Source organism: Microbulbifer flavimaris (assembly GCF_001641755.2).
GTDB lineage: Bacteria > Pseudomonadota > Gammaproteobacteria > Pseudomonadales > Cellvibrionaceae > Microbulbifer > Microbulbifer flavimaris.
On the sequence record NZ_LRFG02000008.1, the window covers coordinates 61,722 to 81,031 of the forward strand.

The window sequence follows — 19,310 nt, forward strand, 5'->3', positions numbered from 1 at the left end:
GCTTTTTGATAAGTCGAACGTACCTTCGCATAGCGGCTGCTTTGCAAACTATGGGGCAGAAATTTTGTAGCAGGGAATATAGGCCTTGCCCGGTAGTTTCATCCGTTGCTGTTGTGCAAATGATTGCAGCAAGGTATCCATGCTATGCATCAGCTGTGGATCACCGCAAAGCTCATACGGTCCATTCTTCTCAACGTTGCGAATTCCCTCGTCTTTTACATTGCCTGAGACGATACCTGAAAATGCGCGACGCAAGTCGGCGGCAAGCAGATAGGGTTCCTGGTTTTTATGCAGTGCCAGTTTGCGCATATTGTCGTGAGTCGGGATGAAGGGTCGCTGGAACTCCGTGGATACTTTCAGTTTCCAATTGAAATAGTAGGCATCGCCGTTGTCTTTACGGTGTTGCCGCACCGCTTTGATACCCGCTGCCATTTGTCGTGCGACTTCCGCCGGGTCGTCGATAATGATCTGGTAGCGAGACCTGGCTTTCTCGCCTAACGTGTCGGCGATAAACTGGTCGATCTGGGTGAAGTATTCAGCGGCGCTGGCCGGGCCGGTGAAGATTACCGGGAAGGGTTGCTGCTTGTTGTCTTCATGCAGGAGTATGCCGAGCAGGTACAGGATCTCTTCGGCGGTTCCCGCACCACCCGGAAATACGATGATGCCATGGCCCGTGCGCACAAACGCTTCCAGGCGCTTTTCGATATCCGGCATGATGACCAGTTGGTTGACGATCGGATTGGGTGCCTCCGCTGCAATGATGCCCGGTTCGCTAATGCCGAGATACTGCCCGCGACGGTCACGCTGTTTGGCGTGACCAATAGTTGCACCTTTCATCGGCCCTTTCATTGCGCCCGGACCGCAGCCTGTGCAGATATCGAGGTGGCGTAGTGCCAGTTCATAGCCCACCTCCTTGGTGTAATCGTACTCTGCACCGGAGATGGAGTGGCCGCCCCAGCACACTACCAGTCTTGGTTCGCGTTTCGTGTCAAAGGTGCCGGCGTTGCGCAGAATATGGAAGACCGCGTCGGTCACGCCCTGGGCGGAAACCAGGTCGTAGCGTGGGTCGCCGGTGATCTCACTACTGACATAAATGATGTCACGGAGCACGGCAAATAGGTGCTCGGCGATGCCGCGAATCATCTTGCCGTCGACAAAGGCGCTTGGTGGGGCGTTCCTGACCTGCAGTTTGACGGCGCGTTCGGTGGGGATAACGGAAATATCAAAGTTGGAATAGGTTTCCAGCAGCTCCCTGCCATCATCGATATAACCGCCACTATTCAGCACGGCAAGGGCGCAATTGCGGAAAATCTGATACTGGGGGCCACGGCTAGTGTCGGTGAGCCTGTGGATTTCATACTTGGACAGGATATCGAACTGCCCGGTAGGTGATACCTTTGCATCGACGAGTTCAGTAGACATACAACCCCCAAGTAATGCTGGTAAATTCTACATTACACCAAGTGCGGGACTCGGGCCACAGATCTCCATTCTGAATGATTGACTGCGATCAGGTTCGCTCAGCACTCAAATTGAAGCAGTTCGGTGCCGTTGAAACCGGCGCATGCCCGGGACAGTAGCCCTGAAATAAAAAGCCCCGATGAGTCAGCTCAGCGGGGCTTTATTCCGTTTCCGAAAGGCTCGAGTTATTCAGCGACAGCCACTTGAGCAGGCTCTCTTCCGGTAACACGGCTGACTACAAACCGCTTGATCCGCCCGGCGAATGCCCCGATGTCGATGCCGATCCCATACAGTGCCGGTACCAGCAGCAGGGTGACGAAGAAGGCGATAAATACCCCGAACGCCAGCGCCACGACGATGGGCTGCAGGAAGGCGGCCTGAATACTGCGCTCCATCATCATTGGCATCAGGCCGATGATGGTGGTGACCGTAGTCAGCAGGATAGGGCGGAAGCGGGCCACGCCGGCTTCCACTACGGCCTTCAAGGGCGCCATACCCCGGTCGCGCAGGCGGTTGCTGTGGTCCATCAGCACCAGGTTGTCGTTGACCACCACCCCCGCTGCTGCGGCAATACCGAAGTAGCTGAAGATGGCCATCGTCATGCCCGTGACGGCGTGACCGAAGATGGCGCCGACAAAGGCAAACGGAATGGCAATCAGGATCAGGATCGGCTGCGAATAGCTGCGGAAGGCTACGGCCAGCAGGCTGTACATCCCGAAGAAGGCCATGATGTAGAGACCCATCACTTCCTGGATGAAGCGCTTCTCGCCTTCGGCCTGGCCCACGGCGCCGCGCACGATACCCGGGTAGCGTTTCTCCCACTCGGGGAAGAAGTTCTCGTTGAGATCCTTCATGATCTCGCCGCGCACATCATCCTTCAGATCAGCCATCACGCGGGCGGCACGGTTGCCATTCCAGCGCTGGATACGCTTGATACCCGGCGCGTATTCCAGATCGGCGACTGCCAGCAGGGGCACTTCGTGACCATCGGCGGTGCGCACACGGAAGTCCTTCAGGCTCTCGATGGAGCGGCGGGACTCCAGCGGGTAGCGCACCATCACTTTCACGTCCTGGCCCGCGCGCGGCAGGCGCTGGACTTCTTCACCGAAGTAAGCCTGGCGCACCTGGCGATTGACATCTGCCAGGGTCAGGCCCAGTTTGGCGGCACCCGGCTTGAGGTCAATACGGATCTCCTCCGAGGCACCTTCGAGATTGTTGCGCACATCGTACAGGCTCTCGTAGGTGCGAAGCTGGGTTTCCAGCTCGGCGGTAGCGGCACGCAGGACGTCCAGGTCCGGATGGCGGATGGAGAGTTCGAAGCCTGGCCCGTTATTGCCCATCGAGTACTGTACCGAAACTTCCTTTGCATCGGGGATATCGCCCAGCAGTTCCCGCAGGCGCAGAGCCGCCTCCTTGGCTGACATATCCCGCACTTCCGGCGGCGCCAGCTTGACGATAGCCAGTACACTGTCGCGCCGCGAGCGGGTATACCAGTTTTCGATCAGCACGCCCTGGCCATCTGTGCGCTGGTTGACCTCGTCCTCGAGGCGTTTTTCCGCATCCTGCAGCTGTGCCAGCACCTCCAGTGCCCGGCTATAGGGCGCGCCTTCCGGCATCACCACGTTGACGATTACTTCATCGGATTCGATCTCCGGCATAAAGCTTTTTTTCACCCAGCCGCTGCCAAACATGCCGAAACCGATCATCAGTACCGCAATGAAAATACTCAGCGTCAGGTAGCGACGATTCACGGCCCACTGGCCGATGCGACGGTAGTGAGTCTGCGCGAAATAAACGATGCGATCCGCGATCCCTTTCTGGATGCGTCCGAAACGGCCGAGTTCGGTGCGCGGCTTCAGTTTGCGCAGGTGGGCCGGCAGGATAAACAGGGATTCGATCAGGGAGAACACCAGTGCCAGGATTACCACCCAGGTGATGTGACGGGTGAACTCACTGGTGGAACCGCTGATAAAGATCCACGGCAAGAAAGCGAAGATAGTCGTGACCACCGCGAAGATTACCGGCTTGGCCACCAGCTGCGTACCCAGCACCGCTGCCTTCAGACCACCACCCTCGTGCTGGAACTCCGGGTTGTGGGACTGGGTATGGATACTTTCGCCGACCACAATGGCGTCGTCCACGACGATCCCCAGCACCAGCAGGAAGGCAAAGGTGGACAGCATGTTCAGAGACACGCCCACGCTCGGCAGCAGCACAAACGCACCGGCATAAGCGGTGGCAATACCGATCGCTACCCAGAAGGCGACCTTCGGGCGCAGACTGAAGACCAGTACCAGCAACACCAGCAGCAGGCCCTGGAAGGCGGAACTGCCGATGGTGTCCAGGCGGCTTTTGAAGTCCTCGGCGTTGTCGGTCCACAGCGTGAGTTTGGCACCGCTCGGCAGCGTATCCTGTCGCTCTGCGATCCAGTTACGAATCGACTCGGAAGCGGTGAGGATGTCCATGGTCTCTGTGCTCATTACCTGCAGCAGGACCGCCGGTTCGCCGTTCAGGGTGGCGAGGATTTCGTTATCTTCAAAACCGTCCACTACGGTGGCCACATCGCCGACGCGGATAGTGCCGCCATCGGCGGTCTGGCGCACGATGATATTGGCAAACTCCTGTTCGGAATCGGCCTGGTTGCGCACTTTCAGCTGGTAGGCACCCACCTCGGTGCGCACGGTACCGGCGGACTGATTGAGTGAACTCGCGCGAATGGCATCGGCCACTTCCTGGAAGGTCATGCTGTAGCGGCGCAGGGCCTGTTCGCTGACCTCGATGGAGACCTCTTCCATACGGGTGCCGAACAGGTTCACTACAGAGACAGCCGGCAGGGTGGCGGCTTCGCGCCGCAGTTGCTCCGCCAGTCGTTTCAGTCCCCGCTCACCAAGATCGCCATGTACCGCCACACGGATGAATTCCTGGCGGTTGACCCATTGCTGTACCTGGGGCGGTTCAATGTCACGGGGAAACGACGAGATCCCGTCCACACGAATCTTGATGTCGTTCATAAAGCGGGCAAAGTCCACGTTGGACTCTGCCAGGATGTAGACCTGACCAGATCCCTCGGATGAGGTTGAGCGCACCCACTCGATATTGTCCAGGTCGCTCACCGCTTCTTCGATGCGGGCGACGATCTGTTCTTCTACCTCCTGTGGCGCGGCGCCCGGCCACGACACCCGGATCTCCAGGCCCGGGAAGCGCACCTGGGGGTCCATCTCCCGCTCCATCATGCCGAAGCCGAGGAAACCGGCAACGAAGATGCCCAGCATGGCCAGGTTTGCGGCAACGCTATTGCGTGCCCACCATTCAATCAATTTGTTCATGTGTGCGCTCCGTTACTTCTGGGCCAGCTGGGTGATGGGCTCCACTTCCATGCCGTCCACCGCGTTGGCGATGGTGGAGGTCACCACCCGCTCGCCATCTTCAATACCGGAGGAGACAACAACGCGGTGCTCAGAGGTGGACATGACCTCGACCGTGCGGATATCCAGACGATTGTCCTGATCGATCACGTAGACCTTGTCAGCGTTGCGCAGTGCATTGCGCGGCAGCACCGTGGCCTGGTGTGCCTGTACGGCCTCCGCCTCGGCGGTGACAAACAGCCCAACCGCGAGGGGGACGCCCTCACTGGCGCCTTTACCGTAGGGGTCGTTTACTTCCGCTACGGCATAGATCAGGCGCGTTTGCTGATCTACGGAGGCCTGGGTGCGCACGATGCGGCCGCGCCACTGGCGCAGCTCCCGGCCAACCTGGGCTGAGAGCGTGACCGTGGGCCCGGGTGTTGTCTCAGAGCTGACGAAGCCCATGGGTAGATCCAGTTCCTGGAGCTGGGAATCGGTCAGCGGCAGGCGTACTTCCACCCGGTCGGTGGCAAACACGCGACCGAGTGCAGTGTTGGCAGTGACATATTGGCCGACACCCACGTCGCGGCTGATCACGCGGCCGCGGAAGGGCAGTTTGATCTTGGTCCGCGCCAGGTTGAGCTTCGCATCGGCGAGCTCGGCCTTGGCGGAGCGCAAGCGGGCCTCGGCTTCTTTTACCTGGGGCTGGTTGACCTGCAGCGGCGTCGGTTCCTTGTTGGGGTTGATGGAAAGCCACTGCTGACGCTTGATGGCCGCCGCGGCCTTTGCCTGAAGCAGCAGGACTTCCGCCTGGGCGACGCCGGCTTCCGCGTTGGCGACGGCCAGCTGGTAATCGGCATCGTCCAGCTGAATCAGTGTCTCGCCTGCCTCGAATCCGGCACCCTCGGCGAAACCTTCCGAGATGGCGGTGATGCGGCCGGAGACCTGTGGCGTGAGGTCGATCTCGGTGTGCGCGCGTACCTCCCCCTGTGTGGTCACGGCAAGGTGCACTGAGTCCTCACGAGCCTCTGCGTAAAGCAGCGAAACCCGGCGCTGTTCTTCTTCCTTTTTTTCCGGAGCTGGCTTGGCGGCGCTCATTAATTGCACAGCGGTGACACCCAGTGCCACTACCAAAACCGGTGCTGCAGCCTTCAAGAATTTTTTCTTCATTGCTCTCATCTTGCCTGAGTTGAGACATCCACCATCGGTGAACGTTGGTGTGATTTTGGGGCGATCAGATCACGGAACATCCGGGCTGGCTATGGCTGTAAAGCCAGAGTGAGCCAGATCGACGACGAATGCCTTTTCTGTCGTTCGTTGTATTGACGACGTGGAGGCGGGAACTGGATGCGCCCGGCTGGAATTTTTCTTGAGTTGGGGGGCTGATGGTCGGAAGGGAGAGGGTGAACGCAGCCTGTCGGCTTGGCTGGCGCCCAATCAAACCGACTGGCGCTGCGGACGAAAAGCGTTGCTGGATATGCTCCTTGTCCGCAGAGCCTCAGTGATTGGTACGCACGCGCAGCACCGCTCTGGGCCAATCTGGCGATAACAAGAGCCAAACCCGACAGGATTGCGAGCCGCCATAGGACTGTGGCGTTCGGTTGTTGTTGAGAGCAAAACCACAGAGGGAACACATCCCGGGCTTCAACAAGCCCTGCTGTTGGTGACGATGCTGATGGCGTCGCTCATCCCTCTATTTACGATGGCCGTGGCAGTGTCGCTGCCATCGAGCAGGCGGCGAAGCAGGTGGGGTACGACACTACCGAGCCGCTCAGGCTGGGCCTCAGTCCCACGATCCCACGTTATCCGAGGCCGGGAGCTCGGCTTCCGGGTACTCTGCTCTATAGAAAACGGTATCTCATCTTGCCGAAGAAGGCAGTGGCATAGCCCGCCTTGGAGAGCACCTCGGCAATTGTCACTTCCTCTTTGCGCAGGCCCGAGAACTCATGGGGCATTCCCACGACACCCATGCCGTGACGTACGGGATGGCGGCCAGTGAGAAAGGCGGCGCGGGTCGGGGTGCAGGATGGCTCCGAATACATACGGGTGAAGTTGATGCCTTCCGCCGCCATTTGATTGAAGTTCGGTGTGGTGTAACCAAAATTCTTCTGTAGGGCGGGAAAGCCAACTGCACCGAAGGCGGTATCATCCCAGAGCAGGTACACGATGTTGGGCGGGCGACCGTATTTCTGCCGTAACTGTTGCAGTCGCCGATCCAGTTCCCGGTCCTCCTCTTGCCACTTGTCTCCGTTCTGGAGTTTGAGGATGTAGTACTCGGCGTCATGCACGACCTCTGCGGATGCACTCATGCAGCTGAAGAGTGAGAAGATGACGATCAGGAAGCGTGCCATGAAAGTTTACCCGTTCTCTTTATCAAACAATGGATGAACTATGTGGAGTCGAATCAGGTTTAAGAGGGGCAGCCCAGCTAGATTGCCAGGCCCTGTCTGTTAACTTTAGAACCCTTCAGAGTCCTTTCAGCAGGCGAAATAAACTCGATGTCAGTTTTGCCGGGGATTCATTGAGTTTTCGCACGACAGCATCCAGGCCAATAATGTCTCGTGGCATGAAGGACGTCCTGTCGGGGTGGCAGAGGCCACGGCTACACTCATAGCGCTACTCTGCTTGTTTCATGGTGCGCGTCCAAAGCAGAGTGCGCGCGCAAAGTCGAGGACCCGCATCAATCCGATGTCATTTGAATATATCGACAGTGCTGTTTCTTGCTGAGATCGTTAAAGAATGTTGTTCAAGATCCTCGTGGCTTCTTTGCTGATCACCTTGACCACCGCGGTGCATGCACTGGCAATGGTTGCCGCGATTCAGGTGCTTCGTTCGCTATGCAACCTGAACCCTGCTCGTCCGATGTTGCTCTACAACCGACCCATGATGGTGTCGGCCGTGGTTTTACTGATGTTCCTCGCTTCGGTGCTTGAGGTTTTGATCTGGGCCGGGGCTTACCTGCATCTTGGCTTGTTCGACGCTCTGGAGCCGGCCATGTACTTTTCCATGGTGACGTTTACCACGCTCGGTTACGGTGACCTTGTACTGGAGGAGGACTGGCGCCTGCTGGCTTCGTTTCAGGCTGCCAATGGCATCATCATATTTGGCTGGACGACAGCAGTGGTGATAGCAGTCGTGCAACGCGTCTACGGGTGGACAGGGGCCGGAGGGGACTAACCAGCACGATTCGAGCCGGGCACGGTCGAAATTGCCAGGAGTTTTTCATTGCTTCCGTGCTCCCCCGCCTACCTCTGAGTGGCCATCTGGTCATTCTTTCTTCTCTCTGGCAGCAACTTCGGACGCGTCGGTCCTCCTTGACCATTGCGCGAGCCTGGATGCAAAATACTGATTATGCATACAGTAGTGCCTATCCCCATTCCACTGGTGCCCGTCACCGTCTCTGCCGGATTTCCCTCCCCGGCGGCAGCCTATGCCGCCAAGCCGCTGGTGCTGGATGACTGGCTGTGGCCCAGTCGCGCCAGCTGTCAGCTAATGAGTGGGGAGGACAATCGTCGTTACCTGGTGCTGGACCAGTCTCTGCAGCCGGTGGCGAACGACTGGCTCTGGGTCGGGGGTGAGCAGCCCCTGGCGCGGTGGTCCGCGGAGCCACACAGCCGCATGGCAGACGGGGTGGCAGCTATTGTCGTTGCCGCCACCATTCAGCTGTTCCGGCGCCGTCCGGATCCCGGCCATCAGCCGGCCTCGATCCATGACTGGTTGGTGCGGCGTCCCCATGCCACCTATCTTGTGAGGGCTGACGGGCGCTCGATGCAGGCCCACGGCATTCAGCACGGCAGCCTGCTGGTGGTGGATCGCAGCAGCGAGCTGCACGATGGCGATATCGTCATTGCCGGCTGTGCCGACGGCTTCCTGGTCAAACAGTACCGCACCGCGCCGGCGCGGCTGGTGGCCGGGAACGCCGCGTACCCGGATATCGTGCTGGAGCGTGCGCCCCAGTACGACCTGGACGGCGTCGTGATCGCCAGTCTCACCAAACTGCGGGGGTAGTGTGAAGCGTTGGGATCTGCAACCCACCCAGATCGCGCTGGTGGACGTAAACAATTTCTACGTGTCTTCCGAACGGGCTTTTGACCCGGCGATTCGGCACAAGCCCGTGGCGGTGTACTCCAACAACGATGGCTGTGTGATTGCGCGCTGCGCGGAAGTCAAAGCCATGGGCGTGAAAATGGGCGTGCCGGTGTTCGAGGTGCGCCAGTTGTTCAAGGCGCAGGGTGTGGTGGCCCGCAGCAGTAACTACGAGCTCTACCACGATATGTCCACCCGTTTCGTGGCGGCACTGGAACAGTTCTGCCCGGAAGTCGAGCAGTACAGTATCGACGAGAGCTTCCTGCATTTTCACGGGTTCGGTGAACAGCTCTCGCAGCATTGCCAGCGCCTGATTGCTGCGGTGCACCAGTGGACCTCGATGCCTTGCTGTGCCGGTATTGCACCCACGCGCACGCTCGCCAAGGCTGCCAACCACTTTGCCAAAACGCTGGGTGTGCCTGGCGGGGTGCTGCAAATCAGTAGTGAATATCATCGCCAGCAGTTGCTCCAGCAGATGCCGGTTGGTGAAGTCTGGGGCGTGGGTCGGCGGCTGGCCAAGCGGCTGGCCATGCTCGATATCCACACCGCCTGGGACCTGGCGACGGCGCACGTGCCGACGATTCGCAAGGCCTTTGGGGTGACCCTGGAACGGACGGTGCGGGAGCTACAGGGCGTTTCCTGTATTGAGCTGGCGCCGCTGGACCAGGCGAAGCATGAGATCGTCTCGGGCCGTATGTTTGGGCGGCTGCTCACGCAGTTTGATGATGTGATGGCTGCGGTAGCCAATCACGTGCAGCTGGCGGGAGAAAAGCTCGCTGTACAGGACGGTGTCACCGGACGCCTGACCGTCGCCGTGCAGGCCCGTGAGCCTGGCGGAGAATGGCGACACTTATCCGGGCACGCAGAGTTCCGTCCCGCGACTAAAGACATGCAGGTACTGACCGCTGCCGCGCGGCGTACTCTAAACGAAGTGTTTCTGACGGGGCGGGAGTACCGGCGCGCCTCTGTCTGTTTCTCGGCCCTGGAGCGGGCACAGGAACAACAGAACGACCTGTTTGGCACTAGCAGCGATGGCAAAGGCCGCCTGACTGAGTGCCTCGCGGATATCAACCGTCGCTTCGGGCGGGGTGGGGCGGTACTGGCCAGTGCCAGGCTGTCGGACGAATGGCAAATGAAGCGGGAGCACCTGTCACCGGCTTACACCACCGACTTCCGTCAGTTGCCAGTGGCCCGGACGGGATAGGCGGTGCCGAGCACCCATCTCCCAACTGATCGTGGACTTGCAACAGAAGTCTGGTCCCGGCAGGCAGCGCCGCGCATCCGCGCAGAAATGAATCATAAAGCTCCGGCGAGTCGCCAAACATTGAGTCCCGATAGCGGTAGCTTTCGAGCAGATCATGGTGGTGAATCCGCAATGGACTGTGAATCGCAAGCGGCAGGCATAAAGTTGCCAGCTTTAGGCCAAGTCTTTCAGTAATCCGGTTACTTCATGTTTCAACCATTTCTGTGAAACCCTGCGAGCACTTTCATCAGCGGAAATCAGGGTCAAGCAGGGGCTTCCTGGTGGCGGATGATTTGCATTGACTGAGGTGCGGAGCCTGACGCTCTCTGCTGGTGTCGAGTCGACGCAGGCGATCCCGGCAAATGCTGGGAATGACAAAAAGAGTTCTGGCGGCACTGTATAAATATACAGTTAAGTTGAAAGGAGTTCCCTCCTCGAGGCCGCGCCGGGGCGAGAAGTTTCATGAGGAAACAGCGGCTTCAAATGGCGCAAAATTCGATCAGATCCACGTGGAACAAGAGTTTTCCGGTGACAAGTTCCACGCTTCGAAATCAGGTCGAAATTATCGTGATAGTGCAGATCTATTAATCTGCTTCGTTTGATTGTTTCAGTTGGCGGCTCTTTTGTCTGGATGGTGGGAAGACAGGGATGCCCGGAGGCCGACCAGGCCCGGAAAATTTCAGAGAAATGTGAAGCGCAACGCTGGCTGCGGCGGCTTTTTGGCGGCAATATCCACAAATATTTTAATCGAATATTTTTGGGTAGGTTATGCCGCGCCTTCTGCTTCTCTGCTTGTTTCCTGTTTTGGCCCACGCCCATGGCGGCGGTCTCGATGCCAGTGGATGTCACAATGACAGGGCGCGTGGGGAGTACCACTGTCACCGTCATGGGAGCACCAAAGACAGACCTTCCATCGGCGGTAGACCCGCGGTGCAGGCCCGCGGGCACACCATAACCAGTTTCCGCAAGGCCAAGCGGGTTCTACGTGAGTCGGTCTATCTGACGCCGGACATGCAAGTGGGCTTTTACTCCAACTGCCGCTTTAGTGCACAGGGAAAAAAGCTGGTGCCTGAATGGGCCAGTTGCGGCTATCGGCCGCGCAAAAATGCCAATCGGGCCAGTCGTATCGAGTGGGAGCATGTGGTGCCGGCCTGGGTAATTGGTCACCAGCGCCAGTGTTGGCAGCGGGGTGGGCGTCGTGACTGTACACGTTCCGATTCACTCTTTGCGATGGCCGAGGCGGACTTGCATAACCTGGTTCCGGCGATCGGTGAACTCAATGGCGATCGCAGCAATTACCGCTTCACCGAATTCGGCAGCGGCGGTGGTTACCCGTCCGGGCAGTATGGCGCGGTGGAGTTCCGGGTGGACTTCAAGCAGCGCGCTGTGGAGCCGCCGCGGCACCGGCGCGGTGATATCGCACGCACCTACTTCTATATGGCAGAGACCTACGATCTCGCGATCTCAAGGGCACAGTTGAAGCTTTTTGAGGTATGGGACCGGGCTGACCCGGTCGACCCCACAGAGTGTGAGCGGGATCGCCGGATCGCGGCGGTGCAGGGCAACCACAACCCCTATGTGGTGTCAGCCTGCAGTTGAGAGGGCAGAGAGATACCGGTAGGGCTGTGATTACGCCCTATCGGTTATTGGCTGAACCGTTGCAGTAGGGCTTCCGCGGTGGCCTCGGAGGAAGCCGGGTTCTGACCAGTGATGAGTAGACCGTCCTCCACAACGTGGCTTTGCCAGTCGTCACCCCTGGAGTAAACACCGCCCTTATCCTTCAACATGTCCTCCACCAGGAAAGGCACCACATCGGTCAGTTCCACGGCGGCTTCTTCCGAATTGCTGAAGCCCGTGACCTTTTTTCCGGCGACGAGAGATTTGCCATCGGCGTCGCGGGTATGACGGAAAACACCGGGTGCGTGACAGACCGCGGCAACGGGCTTGCCAGCCTGATAGAACGCCTCGATCAGGGAGCGGGAATCCTCGCTCTCGGCGAGATCCCACAGCGGGCCGTGGCCGCCGGGATAGAAGACGGTATCGAAGTCATCGGCGCGGACCTCAGCCAGGCGCACGGTGTTGGCCAGTGCCTGTTGCGCGGCCTCGTCCTTCTTGAAGCGCTCAGTGGCGGCGGTCTGGAAATCCGGCTCATCGCTCTTGGGATCCAGGGGCGGCTGGCCTCCCTTGGGGGAAGCGAGGGTGATCTCGGCGCCGGCATCCCGGAACACATAGTAAGGGGAGGCGAACTCCTCGAGCCAGAAGCCGGTTTTGTTGCCGGTCTCGCCGAGTTGGTCGTGGGATGTGAGAACCATCAGGACTTTCATGGAACCTCCGGGTTCGGTAATGGAGAATGTGTCTGGGCGGATACGTTCAAAGGGCTCCGCTGGTTGCATGGAATGTTAGTGGTTGCAGAGCAATTGAAGAACTTTAAGCTTTGGATTGGTGCTACCAAAAAATCGAATGATGCTGTCGGAACGCATTCATGAGCGGCGATGCTGCGACCGGCTTTCTCCGTCCGGCACAAAATGCTACTAATAAGCAGGCAGGCAAACAGGCCGAATATGCCCACCACAACAGATAATAAAAGAGAACACCGGTATGAAACTGCTCCGCTACCTGAGTCTGGCGCTGATCTCCATCTGGCTACCTGCGCAGGCCGTGCAGGCTGAAGAGAGTCCTATCGCAATCGCCATCCATGGTGGGGCCGGTACCATCGAGAGAAGCAAGCTGGCGCCAGAGCAGGAGCGCGCCTACCGGCAAAAACTGACCGAGGCTGTCAATGCGGGTTACCGGGTGCTGGAAGACGGCGGTGAAAGCCTGGATGCCGTGAGCGCGGCGATCCGTATTCTCGAAGACTCGCCGCTTTTCAATGCCGGTGTCGGCGCGGTGTACACCTATGAGGGGCGCCACGAGCTGGATGCCTCAATCATGGAGGGTAAATCACGGCAGGCGGGTGCGGTGGCCGGTGTGACCCGTGTGCGTAACCCGATCGACCTGGCCCGAATGGTGATGGAGGATTCCCCGCATGTGATGCTTGCAGGAACCGGGGCAGAGGCGTTCGCCCAATCCCGGGATATGGACATGGTGGATAACAGCCTGTTCGACACCGAGCGCCGGCGCAAGCAGCTGGAGGATGCGAAAAAGAAAATAGAAGCGGAGACGCGCCGCCAGAGCAGCGAGCAGGCTGCCGTGGAAGCGCTGCCAGTGGCTTTCCGCATGGGTACGGTCGGTGCGGTAGCACTGGATAAGGCTGGTAACCTGGCAGCGGGTACCTCTACCGGCGGTATGACTGCCAAGCGTTACGGGCGCATCGGCGACTCGCCGGTGATCGGTGCCGGCACCTTCGCCGACAATGCCTCCTGTGCGGTCTCCGCCACCGGCCACGGTGAGTACTTCATCCGCTTCAATGTGGCGGCGGATATTTGTGCACGGGTGCAGTACCAGGGCAAGTCTGTTGCAGAGGCGGCGGATGCCGTCATCAATGATGTGTTGCGTCCCGTTGGTGGCACCGGCGGCGTCATCGTGCTGGACGCGGCGGGTAACATTGCCCTGACATTCAACACACCGGGAATGTACCGGGCGAGCCGATCCAGCGGCAGTCCACTGTCTGTTGGTATTTTCGATAAAGAGTGATGGTTGCAACACCCATCTCTGGTGATACCGGATTTTTCAATAGAAGGGTTTGGTCATGAAAACTAGGCGTAAGAAATCCCGCAAATCCCCGCGCCAGATGGAGCGCTCTGTGCGCCAGTTCTGGACCTGGGTCTTCCTGGTTGGCCTGGCTGCGGTACTGCTGATGTATATCGCCATGGCCTGACAGTGAGGCTCTTGGGGAAAGACCTGTCATTTCAGCCAGCCGGTGTTGTGTCGACGCAGCTGGGGAGAGCCCTGTCGGCTATGTTTTGAGCAGTCACGCCACGAACTGCCGGATTGGCGCAGCTCGTGGCGCTCTTGGCTCAATTCTCCGGCAAAGGTGTCTGTGTGGGCGGCTTCCTCAGGTATGCAACTCGATGGCCCTGGTTGGTCTTCGCCAGCCTGTGCCTGATGATGGTGGGCGCCTCTGCTCAGGTGGATCGGCAGACGGAGAACATCGAGGGTGCAAAGGAGGTTGTTGAGCAAAGGGGCAGAGAGGGCACATCCAGAAGGCTCGAAAAAAGCCCTGAGGATCGTGCGGTTGAGTGACCCACCAAAAGTGAGCTGGAAGCTCATCCACTGAGTCCGCTTGAGCACGACACGCCCCGCGCAACGATCCAGACTTTCCTCACCGAGACTGACGCGATCGGCGAATTGGTGGTGGAGCAGTACTGGGACAATCCCACGCAGGAGGTCGCCCGGGAAATACAGCGCCGGATGCAGAAAGTGATGCAGTTGCTTGACCTTAGCCAGGTTCCGCCTGTGGCGCGGGAGAGCAAGGGCAGTGACGCCCTGATCTATCTGTACGAGGTGCTCAATCGCATCGAGCTGCCGCCGTCGGAGGAAATACCCGGCTCGGAAGCTATGTCAGACATGGCCGCAGTTGCCGTGCAGGAGGGCGAGCTGGCCGATCAGGCCACAACGGCCAAGAAAGCGAAAAGTGTCAGTCCCCTGCCGACACCCTCCCCCAAAAGTGACAGGGAAGAGGGCGTAGCCAAGTCTGTCAGCTGGACGATACCACACACTGATATCACCCTGGTGCGCGTGGCTGAGGGCCCCCAGACCGGGAAATTTGTCTTCTCAGCAGACACCGTGGCGCGGGCTGCAGAGTTCTACGATCGCGTTCGTCATCTCCCCTACCGCCGCGAAATTCCACTGCGCAACTACGCCGATATGCGCCCGTATCTGAGTATGTCGGGCTGGCTTGTATCGCCGCGCCTGATCCAGGGTTTCCCGGAGTGGATGAAGCGCAGTGTCTTCCGCCAGGCAGTCTGGAAGTGGCTGGCCCTGGGCGGGGTGATACTGGTGTACGTGCTCGCCCTGATCATTATCCGCCGCCTTGCCGTGCGCTTGCGGCGACGTATTGAGCGCTGGCGGCATGCCAGCCGCTTCTTATTGCCGGTGACCCTGCTGCTGACGATCAGGCCATTGGCATCGTTTGTCAGCCAGCAACTCACATTGACTGACGTGGTTGCCGAGTCGTTGACACTATGTGCCGAGGCGCTGTTCTACTTTGCGCTGGCATGGTTTGTATGGCAGCTGCCGCTGGTCCTGACCGAGATGTTTATCAGCCGCTCACCCAGGGTGGAAGGGGAGAGCCTGGATGCACATCTGTTGCGGTTTGTCGCTCGCACTCTGGGGGTAATCGCGATCATCGCGATTATTTTTATCCTCAGTGCCCAGCTTGGTGCTCCGTTGTTCAGCTTGCTGGCCGGTTTTGGTGTCGGCGGTATCGCGGTGGCGCTGGCCGCGCAGGGTTCGATCGAGAACTTCATTGGCAGCCTCAACCTTTTTGGAGACAAGCCGGTTCGCGTCGGTGATTTTTGCCGCTATGGCGAAGATGCCGGGCCGGATTTCCAGCGCATCGGCACGGTGGAAGCTATCGGCATGCGCTCGACCCGTATTCGGGGCATCGACAACACCCTGACTACGATTCCCAATGCTGACTTCTCCAAGATGCATATCGTGAATTACAGCACCCGCAGTCAGATACTATTTCTGACGATGCTGAGTCTCCGCTATGAGACTACGGAAGACCAGCTGCGCTACGTGTTGGTATCACTGCGGGAAATGTTGGTGGCTCACCCACGGGTGGTGGATGAAGAGCCATCCGTGCGCTTTACCGGCATGAGCGACAGTGCTCTTGATGTCGAAGTACGTGTCGATATCAATACCAACGACTACTTTGATTTCCGGTCAGTGCGGGAAGATATTTTATTGCGGATTCTATCGATTGTGCGGGGATCCGGGAGTGGCTTCGCGTTTCCCTCCCAGACACTGTATTACTCCAGGGACTCAGGGCTGGACAAGGAGCGTCGTGAGGCTGCGGAAGCGCGGGTGCGCGAGTGGGCCGCTGCCCACGAAATGCCTTTCCCGACGTTTACCCCTGAGCAGCGCAATAAGCGCAAGAATACCCTCGATTACCCGCCAGAAGGGTCGCCCCTGGCGGATCGGTGAGTCTCGGCGCTCCTCACTGATGGCCCCTTACCGTCAGCTGTCATGGCTTCGGCATCAACAGCAGTCAGCTAGCTGGCAATGCGCCGGTGCTACTCAGAAAGCGATCTCGAACTCTGTATTGACTACCACGCCGTTACCGCCGCGGGCGAAGGGCACACTGTTGTAACCCACCGGGGAGTCATCCAGATACAGGAGCTGGGTGGTCCAGCGCACTTCCCGGCGCTTGAACGGGTAGTACTTGAAGCCAAACGCCATATCCCACGGGTCCCCGTACTCCCCGTTGATCTTGGATCCGGAGAGATACATCTGCAGAGTCTTTGGTATGAGCATCGTGGATGCCTGAACCTGCAGTCCCTGGTCGGTCAGCCTCTTGACTGGCAGCGTGGCATCGGGTTCTGCGTCGGGTAGGAGGATGGTCGAAAAGTTGTCGACTTCGCGGTAGTAGTACTCAACGTCCAGCGAGTAACCGCAGTACTTTACCCCCGCATTCAAGGCTGCCATCTCGTAGGTTGCCTGGCGGATGTTAACGTCGTTATCGAAGGGGTTGGGCGAGAATATCCGGGTGCCATCGGACAGCCGGATCTGGCTGTTATCGAAGCTGTTGATCTCCGGTTGCCCCTGGGAATCCTCGCGGCTATGGGTGTAGTGCAACCCGAACAGGGTGGCAGGTTCAGTGTGGAACTCGTAGTCCCCGAAACCGTTGCCCGGCCCATACTCGCCGGTGGTGGGCATCCACCACACGGCGCCGGAGACCGTCTCGAAATGATCGTCCAGCTCATTGGCGCTTACGCCCAGCTGGCTCAGGTTATTGCCGATCATGATGCGATAGTCCGACTTTTCGGTGATATCGCCCCAGGCGAACAAGCCTGTGGTGTAGGAGCCCCGAAAGAATTCGTCGGCGATGGTACGGTGGTCGGTGCGAAACCAGGTTGGGAAGGTGCCGTTGGTGGTGCGCGTCGTCGGCAGGGCATCAATACCGGCGCCAAAATTGAAGTTTTCATGGAACGCATAAGACAGCTTGCCAGCCACGACAACCTGGGCCGCCTCGCCCTGGTTGGAGTTGCTGGTCCAGGTGTAGAAGCGGTACTGGAACTTGGGGTCGAACAGCCAGCCCTTGAAGGTCAGGTTGACCTTCTGTACCTGCATCTGGTTGAGGGTGCTCACCTCAAACTCTCGGCCGAACGAATCTATATACTCGTCTTCAAGGTCGTCCTGGTCCAGGTAGCGGACGTAGGAGTAGATCGAGAAGTTCACCTCACCGAGGTCAGAACGCAGCAGCACAAATCCCTTGCCGGGCTCGTAGTCTCCCCAGGTTTTCTTGTCCGGCTCCTCGTAGCTGATCTGCGAGGCCCGGGGTTGTGGAGGCGTCTGGGTGCCGCGATGGGCCGCCTCGCTCTCCAGTTGCTCGATGCGTGCATCGCGACGCCGGACCTCGACCTCGAGTTGCTGCTGCCGCGCTTCCAGTTCCCGCAGCCGGGCCTCTGTCTCCGAATCCTGGTGCTGCTCTTCAGCAGCCCATGCCTGCGTGCCTGCGATTGCAAGGATCGCGAGCAACAGTACGGGTGATTGGTTTTTGCGTCGCATAAGCACTCCCTGCCTGCAGCGAATCAGTTGTTCCCAGCCTTCTTGACGTTTTTGGCCTCCCAGGCGCGCACCTTGCGTCGTGCCTCATCGAACAGACGCTCGTAGTTACCTTTGAGGATCTTCTCCCTGGCCTCAGGCTTGAGCTTGGCGAAGACCGGGTCCCACATATGAAAGACCTTGAGCTGGGTTTCCTGATCGGCTGGGGCGACATTGTCCGTGCCGAAGAGGAATCGATCAGGGTATTTGTTGAGTAGTCGGGCTGTGCGCTCAATGGTTTCCGGAGTGGCGATGGCATATTTGGCCACCTCATCCCAGGAAATATCGAAATTGACGTGCTTGAGCTTGGGGTCTCTCAGCATACCCTCGACGATTTCGAGGTGACGAGGGCTTCGCTCCGTTGAGCTGGCTGAGGCCTGGGATGGGTGCACAACACGCCCCAACCCCGTGTGAGCCCAGATAATCGAAGTCCCTGGGTGGTCCCTCAGCGTCTCTTTGACCTGTTCCAGATAGACGGGCGTCGCGCCCTCCTTGGCAAAGGGGATGTCGATATCGTTATGGAGAATGACGACCAGGCCGACTTCGCCGGCGAAATCGAACACCCGGTCAAGGGCCGGGTCGGTCAGGCTGGCGACATCACCTGCCACCTTGGGCGAAACAAATTCCTTATGGATGGTGAATTCGCCGATACCACTGAAAACGCCCGGGTAGGTTTCGAGGACCCGGCGGATGTGGTCGACCGCATACATGTCTGCAGGGTTGAACCCGGTGATCATGGGGTCCAGTCGGGCCCGCTGCTCCTCAGGTAGCGACAGGTAGGCATTGGCGATAAAGGCGTCGGTGAATGAGTAGTAGTACAGGGGGGCATCGGAATGGAGGTAGTAAGTGGGCGCGAAGTCGCCCGAGTTCTCATGGGACCAGGTTTGCTGCAGGGGGATTCCGAACAGCGTTGAGCGGCCGACCTTGTCACCCATGATCTCAAGATACTTCTCGATCGGCGTGCCTTTCTGTACGTAGTTTGTCAGGTGGAAGTGTGAGTCGTTGAACAGGTAATCATCCGGGTCCTGCTCCTGTGCTTGAGAGGCCATTGATGCCGAGAGTGCAAGCGCGAGCAGGGTGCCCATTGCCTGAAGCCGTAGAGCCATGTTCAAAGTCCTTTTCACAGTTTTCCTGTTATGAGCGGTTGCCGTGGCGCCGGTACCGGCAACGCTGGCGGGCCTCGTATCCCGGACGGACGGAGGGGCCTGATCAGCTTAGAAGACACTTCGGTGGTTTGCGGGGATTGCGAGGCCAGAACAGGGCGGAAAGAGGCAAAGTGGCGCCCCCGGCAGGACTCGAACCTGCAGTGCGGACTTAGGAGGTCCGTGGTTTATCCTGTTAACCGACGGGGGCACGGCTTGGCTTTTGGCGACGGGAGGACCTGTCTGCCTGGCCAGCGGGGCGCTATTCTAGCGCCACCGATAGCCTGTGTCATGGGGTGCTGGTCGCCTGTCGGCGGGTACCCG

At 59.0% G+C, this 19,310-nt stretch carries 15 protein-coding genes and 1 tRNA gene; 7 read left to right on the forward strand and 9 right to left on the reverse strand.

Annotated elements, in window-relative coordinates:
* Positions 1-48: 48 nt before the first annotated feature.
* The 4 genes from ppnN to AWR36_RS15700 all read right to left on the reverse strand — a co-directional run bounded on the left by ppnN (position 49) and on the right by AWR36_RS15700 (position 7,156).
* On the reverse strand, positions 49-1,422 hold the full coding sequence (ppnN, locus tag AWR36_RS15685) for a nucleotide 5'-monophosphate nucleosidase PpnN (protein WP_067087299.1): 1,374 nt from the start codon (positions 1,420-1,422) through the stop codon (positions 49-51).
* Between the two features lie 224 nt (positions 1,423-1,646).
* Positions 1,647-4,787, reverse strand: coding sequence for an efflux RND transporter permease subunit (locus AWR36_RS15690; RefSeq protein WP_067087303.1), 3,141 nt, complete (start codon positions 4,785-4,787; stop codon positions 1,647-1,649).
* 12 nt (positions 4,788-4,799) lie between these two features.
* Positions 4,800-5,975 carry an efflux RND transporter periplasmic adaptor subunit gene (locus tag AWR36_RS15695; protein WP_067087316.1) on the reverse strand — a complete coding sequence of 392 codons (1,176 nt, stop codon included), beginning with the start codon at positions 5,973-5,975 and terminating at the stop codon, positions 4,800-4,802.
* A gap of 671 nt (positions 5,976-6,646) precedes the next feature.
* Positions 6,647-7,156, reverse strand: coding sequence for a sulfatase-like hydrolase/transferase (locus AWR36_RS15700; protein ID WP_067087319.1), 510 nt, complete (start codon positions 7,154-7,156; stop codon positions 6,647-6,649).
* A gap of 388 nt (positions 7,157-7,544) precedes the next feature.
* On the opposite strand from AWR36_RS15700, the gene AWR36_RS15705 reads away from it, so the two are divergent.
* The 3 genes from AWR36_RS15705 to AWR36_RS15715 all read left to right on the forward strand — a co-directional run bounded on the left by AWR36_RS15705 (position 7,545) and on the right by AWR36_RS15715 (position 10,095).
* The gene (locus AWR36_RS15705) at positions 7,545-7,982 is read left to right on the forward strand and encodes a potassium channel family protein (protein WP_067087323.1); all 438 of its coding nucleotides are present in this window, start codon (positions 7,545-7,547) and stop codon (positions 7,980-7,982) included.
* A 174-nt stretch (positions 7,983-8,156) separates the two neighbouring features.
* On the forward strand, positions 8,157-8,813 hold the full coding sequence (locus AWR36_RS15710) for a LexA family protein (RefSeq protein ID WP_067087327.1): 657 nt from the start codon (positions 8,157-8,159) through the stop codon (positions 8,811-8,813).
* 1 nt (position 8,814) lies between these two features.
* Positions 8,815-10,095 (forward strand): Y-family DNA polymerase, encoded by a 1,281-nt coding sequence (locus AWR36_RS15715; protein WP_067087331.1) that lies wholly within the window; start codon positions 8,815-8,817, stop codon positions 10,093-10,095.
* Between the two features lie 450 nt (positions 10,096-10,545).
* Here AWR36_RS15715 and AWR36_RS16530 read toward each other — a convergent pair whose 3' ends face one another.
* Positions 10,546-11,022 carry a hypothetical protein gene (locus AWR36_RS16530; RefSeq protein WP_176491155.1) on the reverse strand — a complete coding sequence of 159 codons (477 nt, stop codon included), beginning with the start codon at positions 11,020-11,022 and terminating at the stop codon, positions 10,546-10,548.
* Here AWR36_RS16530 and AWR36_RS15720 point away from each other — a divergent pair.
* On the forward strand, positions 10,903-11,733 hold the full coding sequence (locus tag AWR36_RS15720; protein WP_082679653.1) for an endonuclease: 831 nt from the start codon (positions 10,903-10,905) through the stop codon (positions 11,731-11,733). The genes AWR36_RS16530 and AWR36_RS15720 overlap by 120 nt on opposite strands.
* 44 nt (positions 11,734-11,777) lie before the next feature.
* Here AWR36_RS15720 and AWR36_RS15725 read toward each other — a convergent pair whose 3' ends face one another.
* A complete protein-coding gene (locus AWR36_RS15725) occupies positions 11,778-12,458 on the reverse strand; it encodes a type 1 glutamine amidotransferase domain-containing protein (protein ID WP_067087335.1) in 681 nt (226 codons plus the stop codon).
* A 274-nt stretch (positions 12,459-12,732) separates the two neighbouring features.
* Here AWR36_RS15725 and AWR36_RS15730 point away from each other — a divergent pair, with 274 nt between their 5' ends.
* The 3 genes from AWR36_RS15730 (at position 12,733) to AWR36_RS15740 (ending at position 16,224) form a co-directional block, all read left to right on the forward strand.
* Positions 12,733-13,767: an isoaspartyl peptidase/L-asparaginase family protein gene (locus tag AWR36_RS15730; protein ID WP_067087338.1), complete on the forward strand. Its 1,035-nt coding sequence runs from the start codon at positions 12,733-12,735 to the stop codon at positions 13,765-13,767.
* 55 nt (positions 13,768-13,822) lie between these two features.
* The gene (locus AWR36_RS16450) at positions 13,823-13,951 is read left to right on the forward strand and encodes a hypothetical protein (protein ID WP_255353990.1); all 129 of its coding nucleotides are present in this window, start codon (positions 13,823-13,825) and stop codon (positions 13,949-13,951) included.
* 533 nt (positions 13,952-14,484) lie between these two features.
* Positions 14,485-16,224, forward strand: a complete 1,740-nt coding sequence (locus tag AWR36_RS15740) for a mechanosensitive ion channel family protein (protein WP_176491160.1) — start codon at positions 14,485-14,487, stop codon at positions 16,222-16,224.
* A gap of 93 nt (positions 16,225-16,317) precedes the next feature.
* On the opposite strand, the gene AWR36_RS15745 is transcribed toward AWR36_RS15740, so the two are convergent.
* The 3 genes from AWR36_RS15745 to AWR36_RS15755 form a co-directional block, all read right to left on the reverse strand.
* Complete coding sequence (locus AWR36_RS15745; protein ID WP_197409292.1) at positions 16,318-17,808, reverse strand: DNA-binding protein; 1,491 nt, start codon at positions 17,806-17,808, stop codon at positions 16,318-16,320.
* Between the two features lie 23 nt (positions 17,809-17,831).
* On the reverse strand, positions 17,832-18,950 hold the full coding sequence (locus AWR36_RS15750) for an amidohydrolase family protein (protein WP_197409293.1): 1,119 nt from the start codon (positions 18,948-18,950) through the stop codon (positions 17,832-17,834).
* 171 nt (positions 18,951-19,121) lie between these two features.
* Positions 19,122-19,197 (reverse strand) — tRNA-Arg (locus AWR36_RS15755).
* Positions 19,198-19,310: the final 113 nt, after the last annotated feature.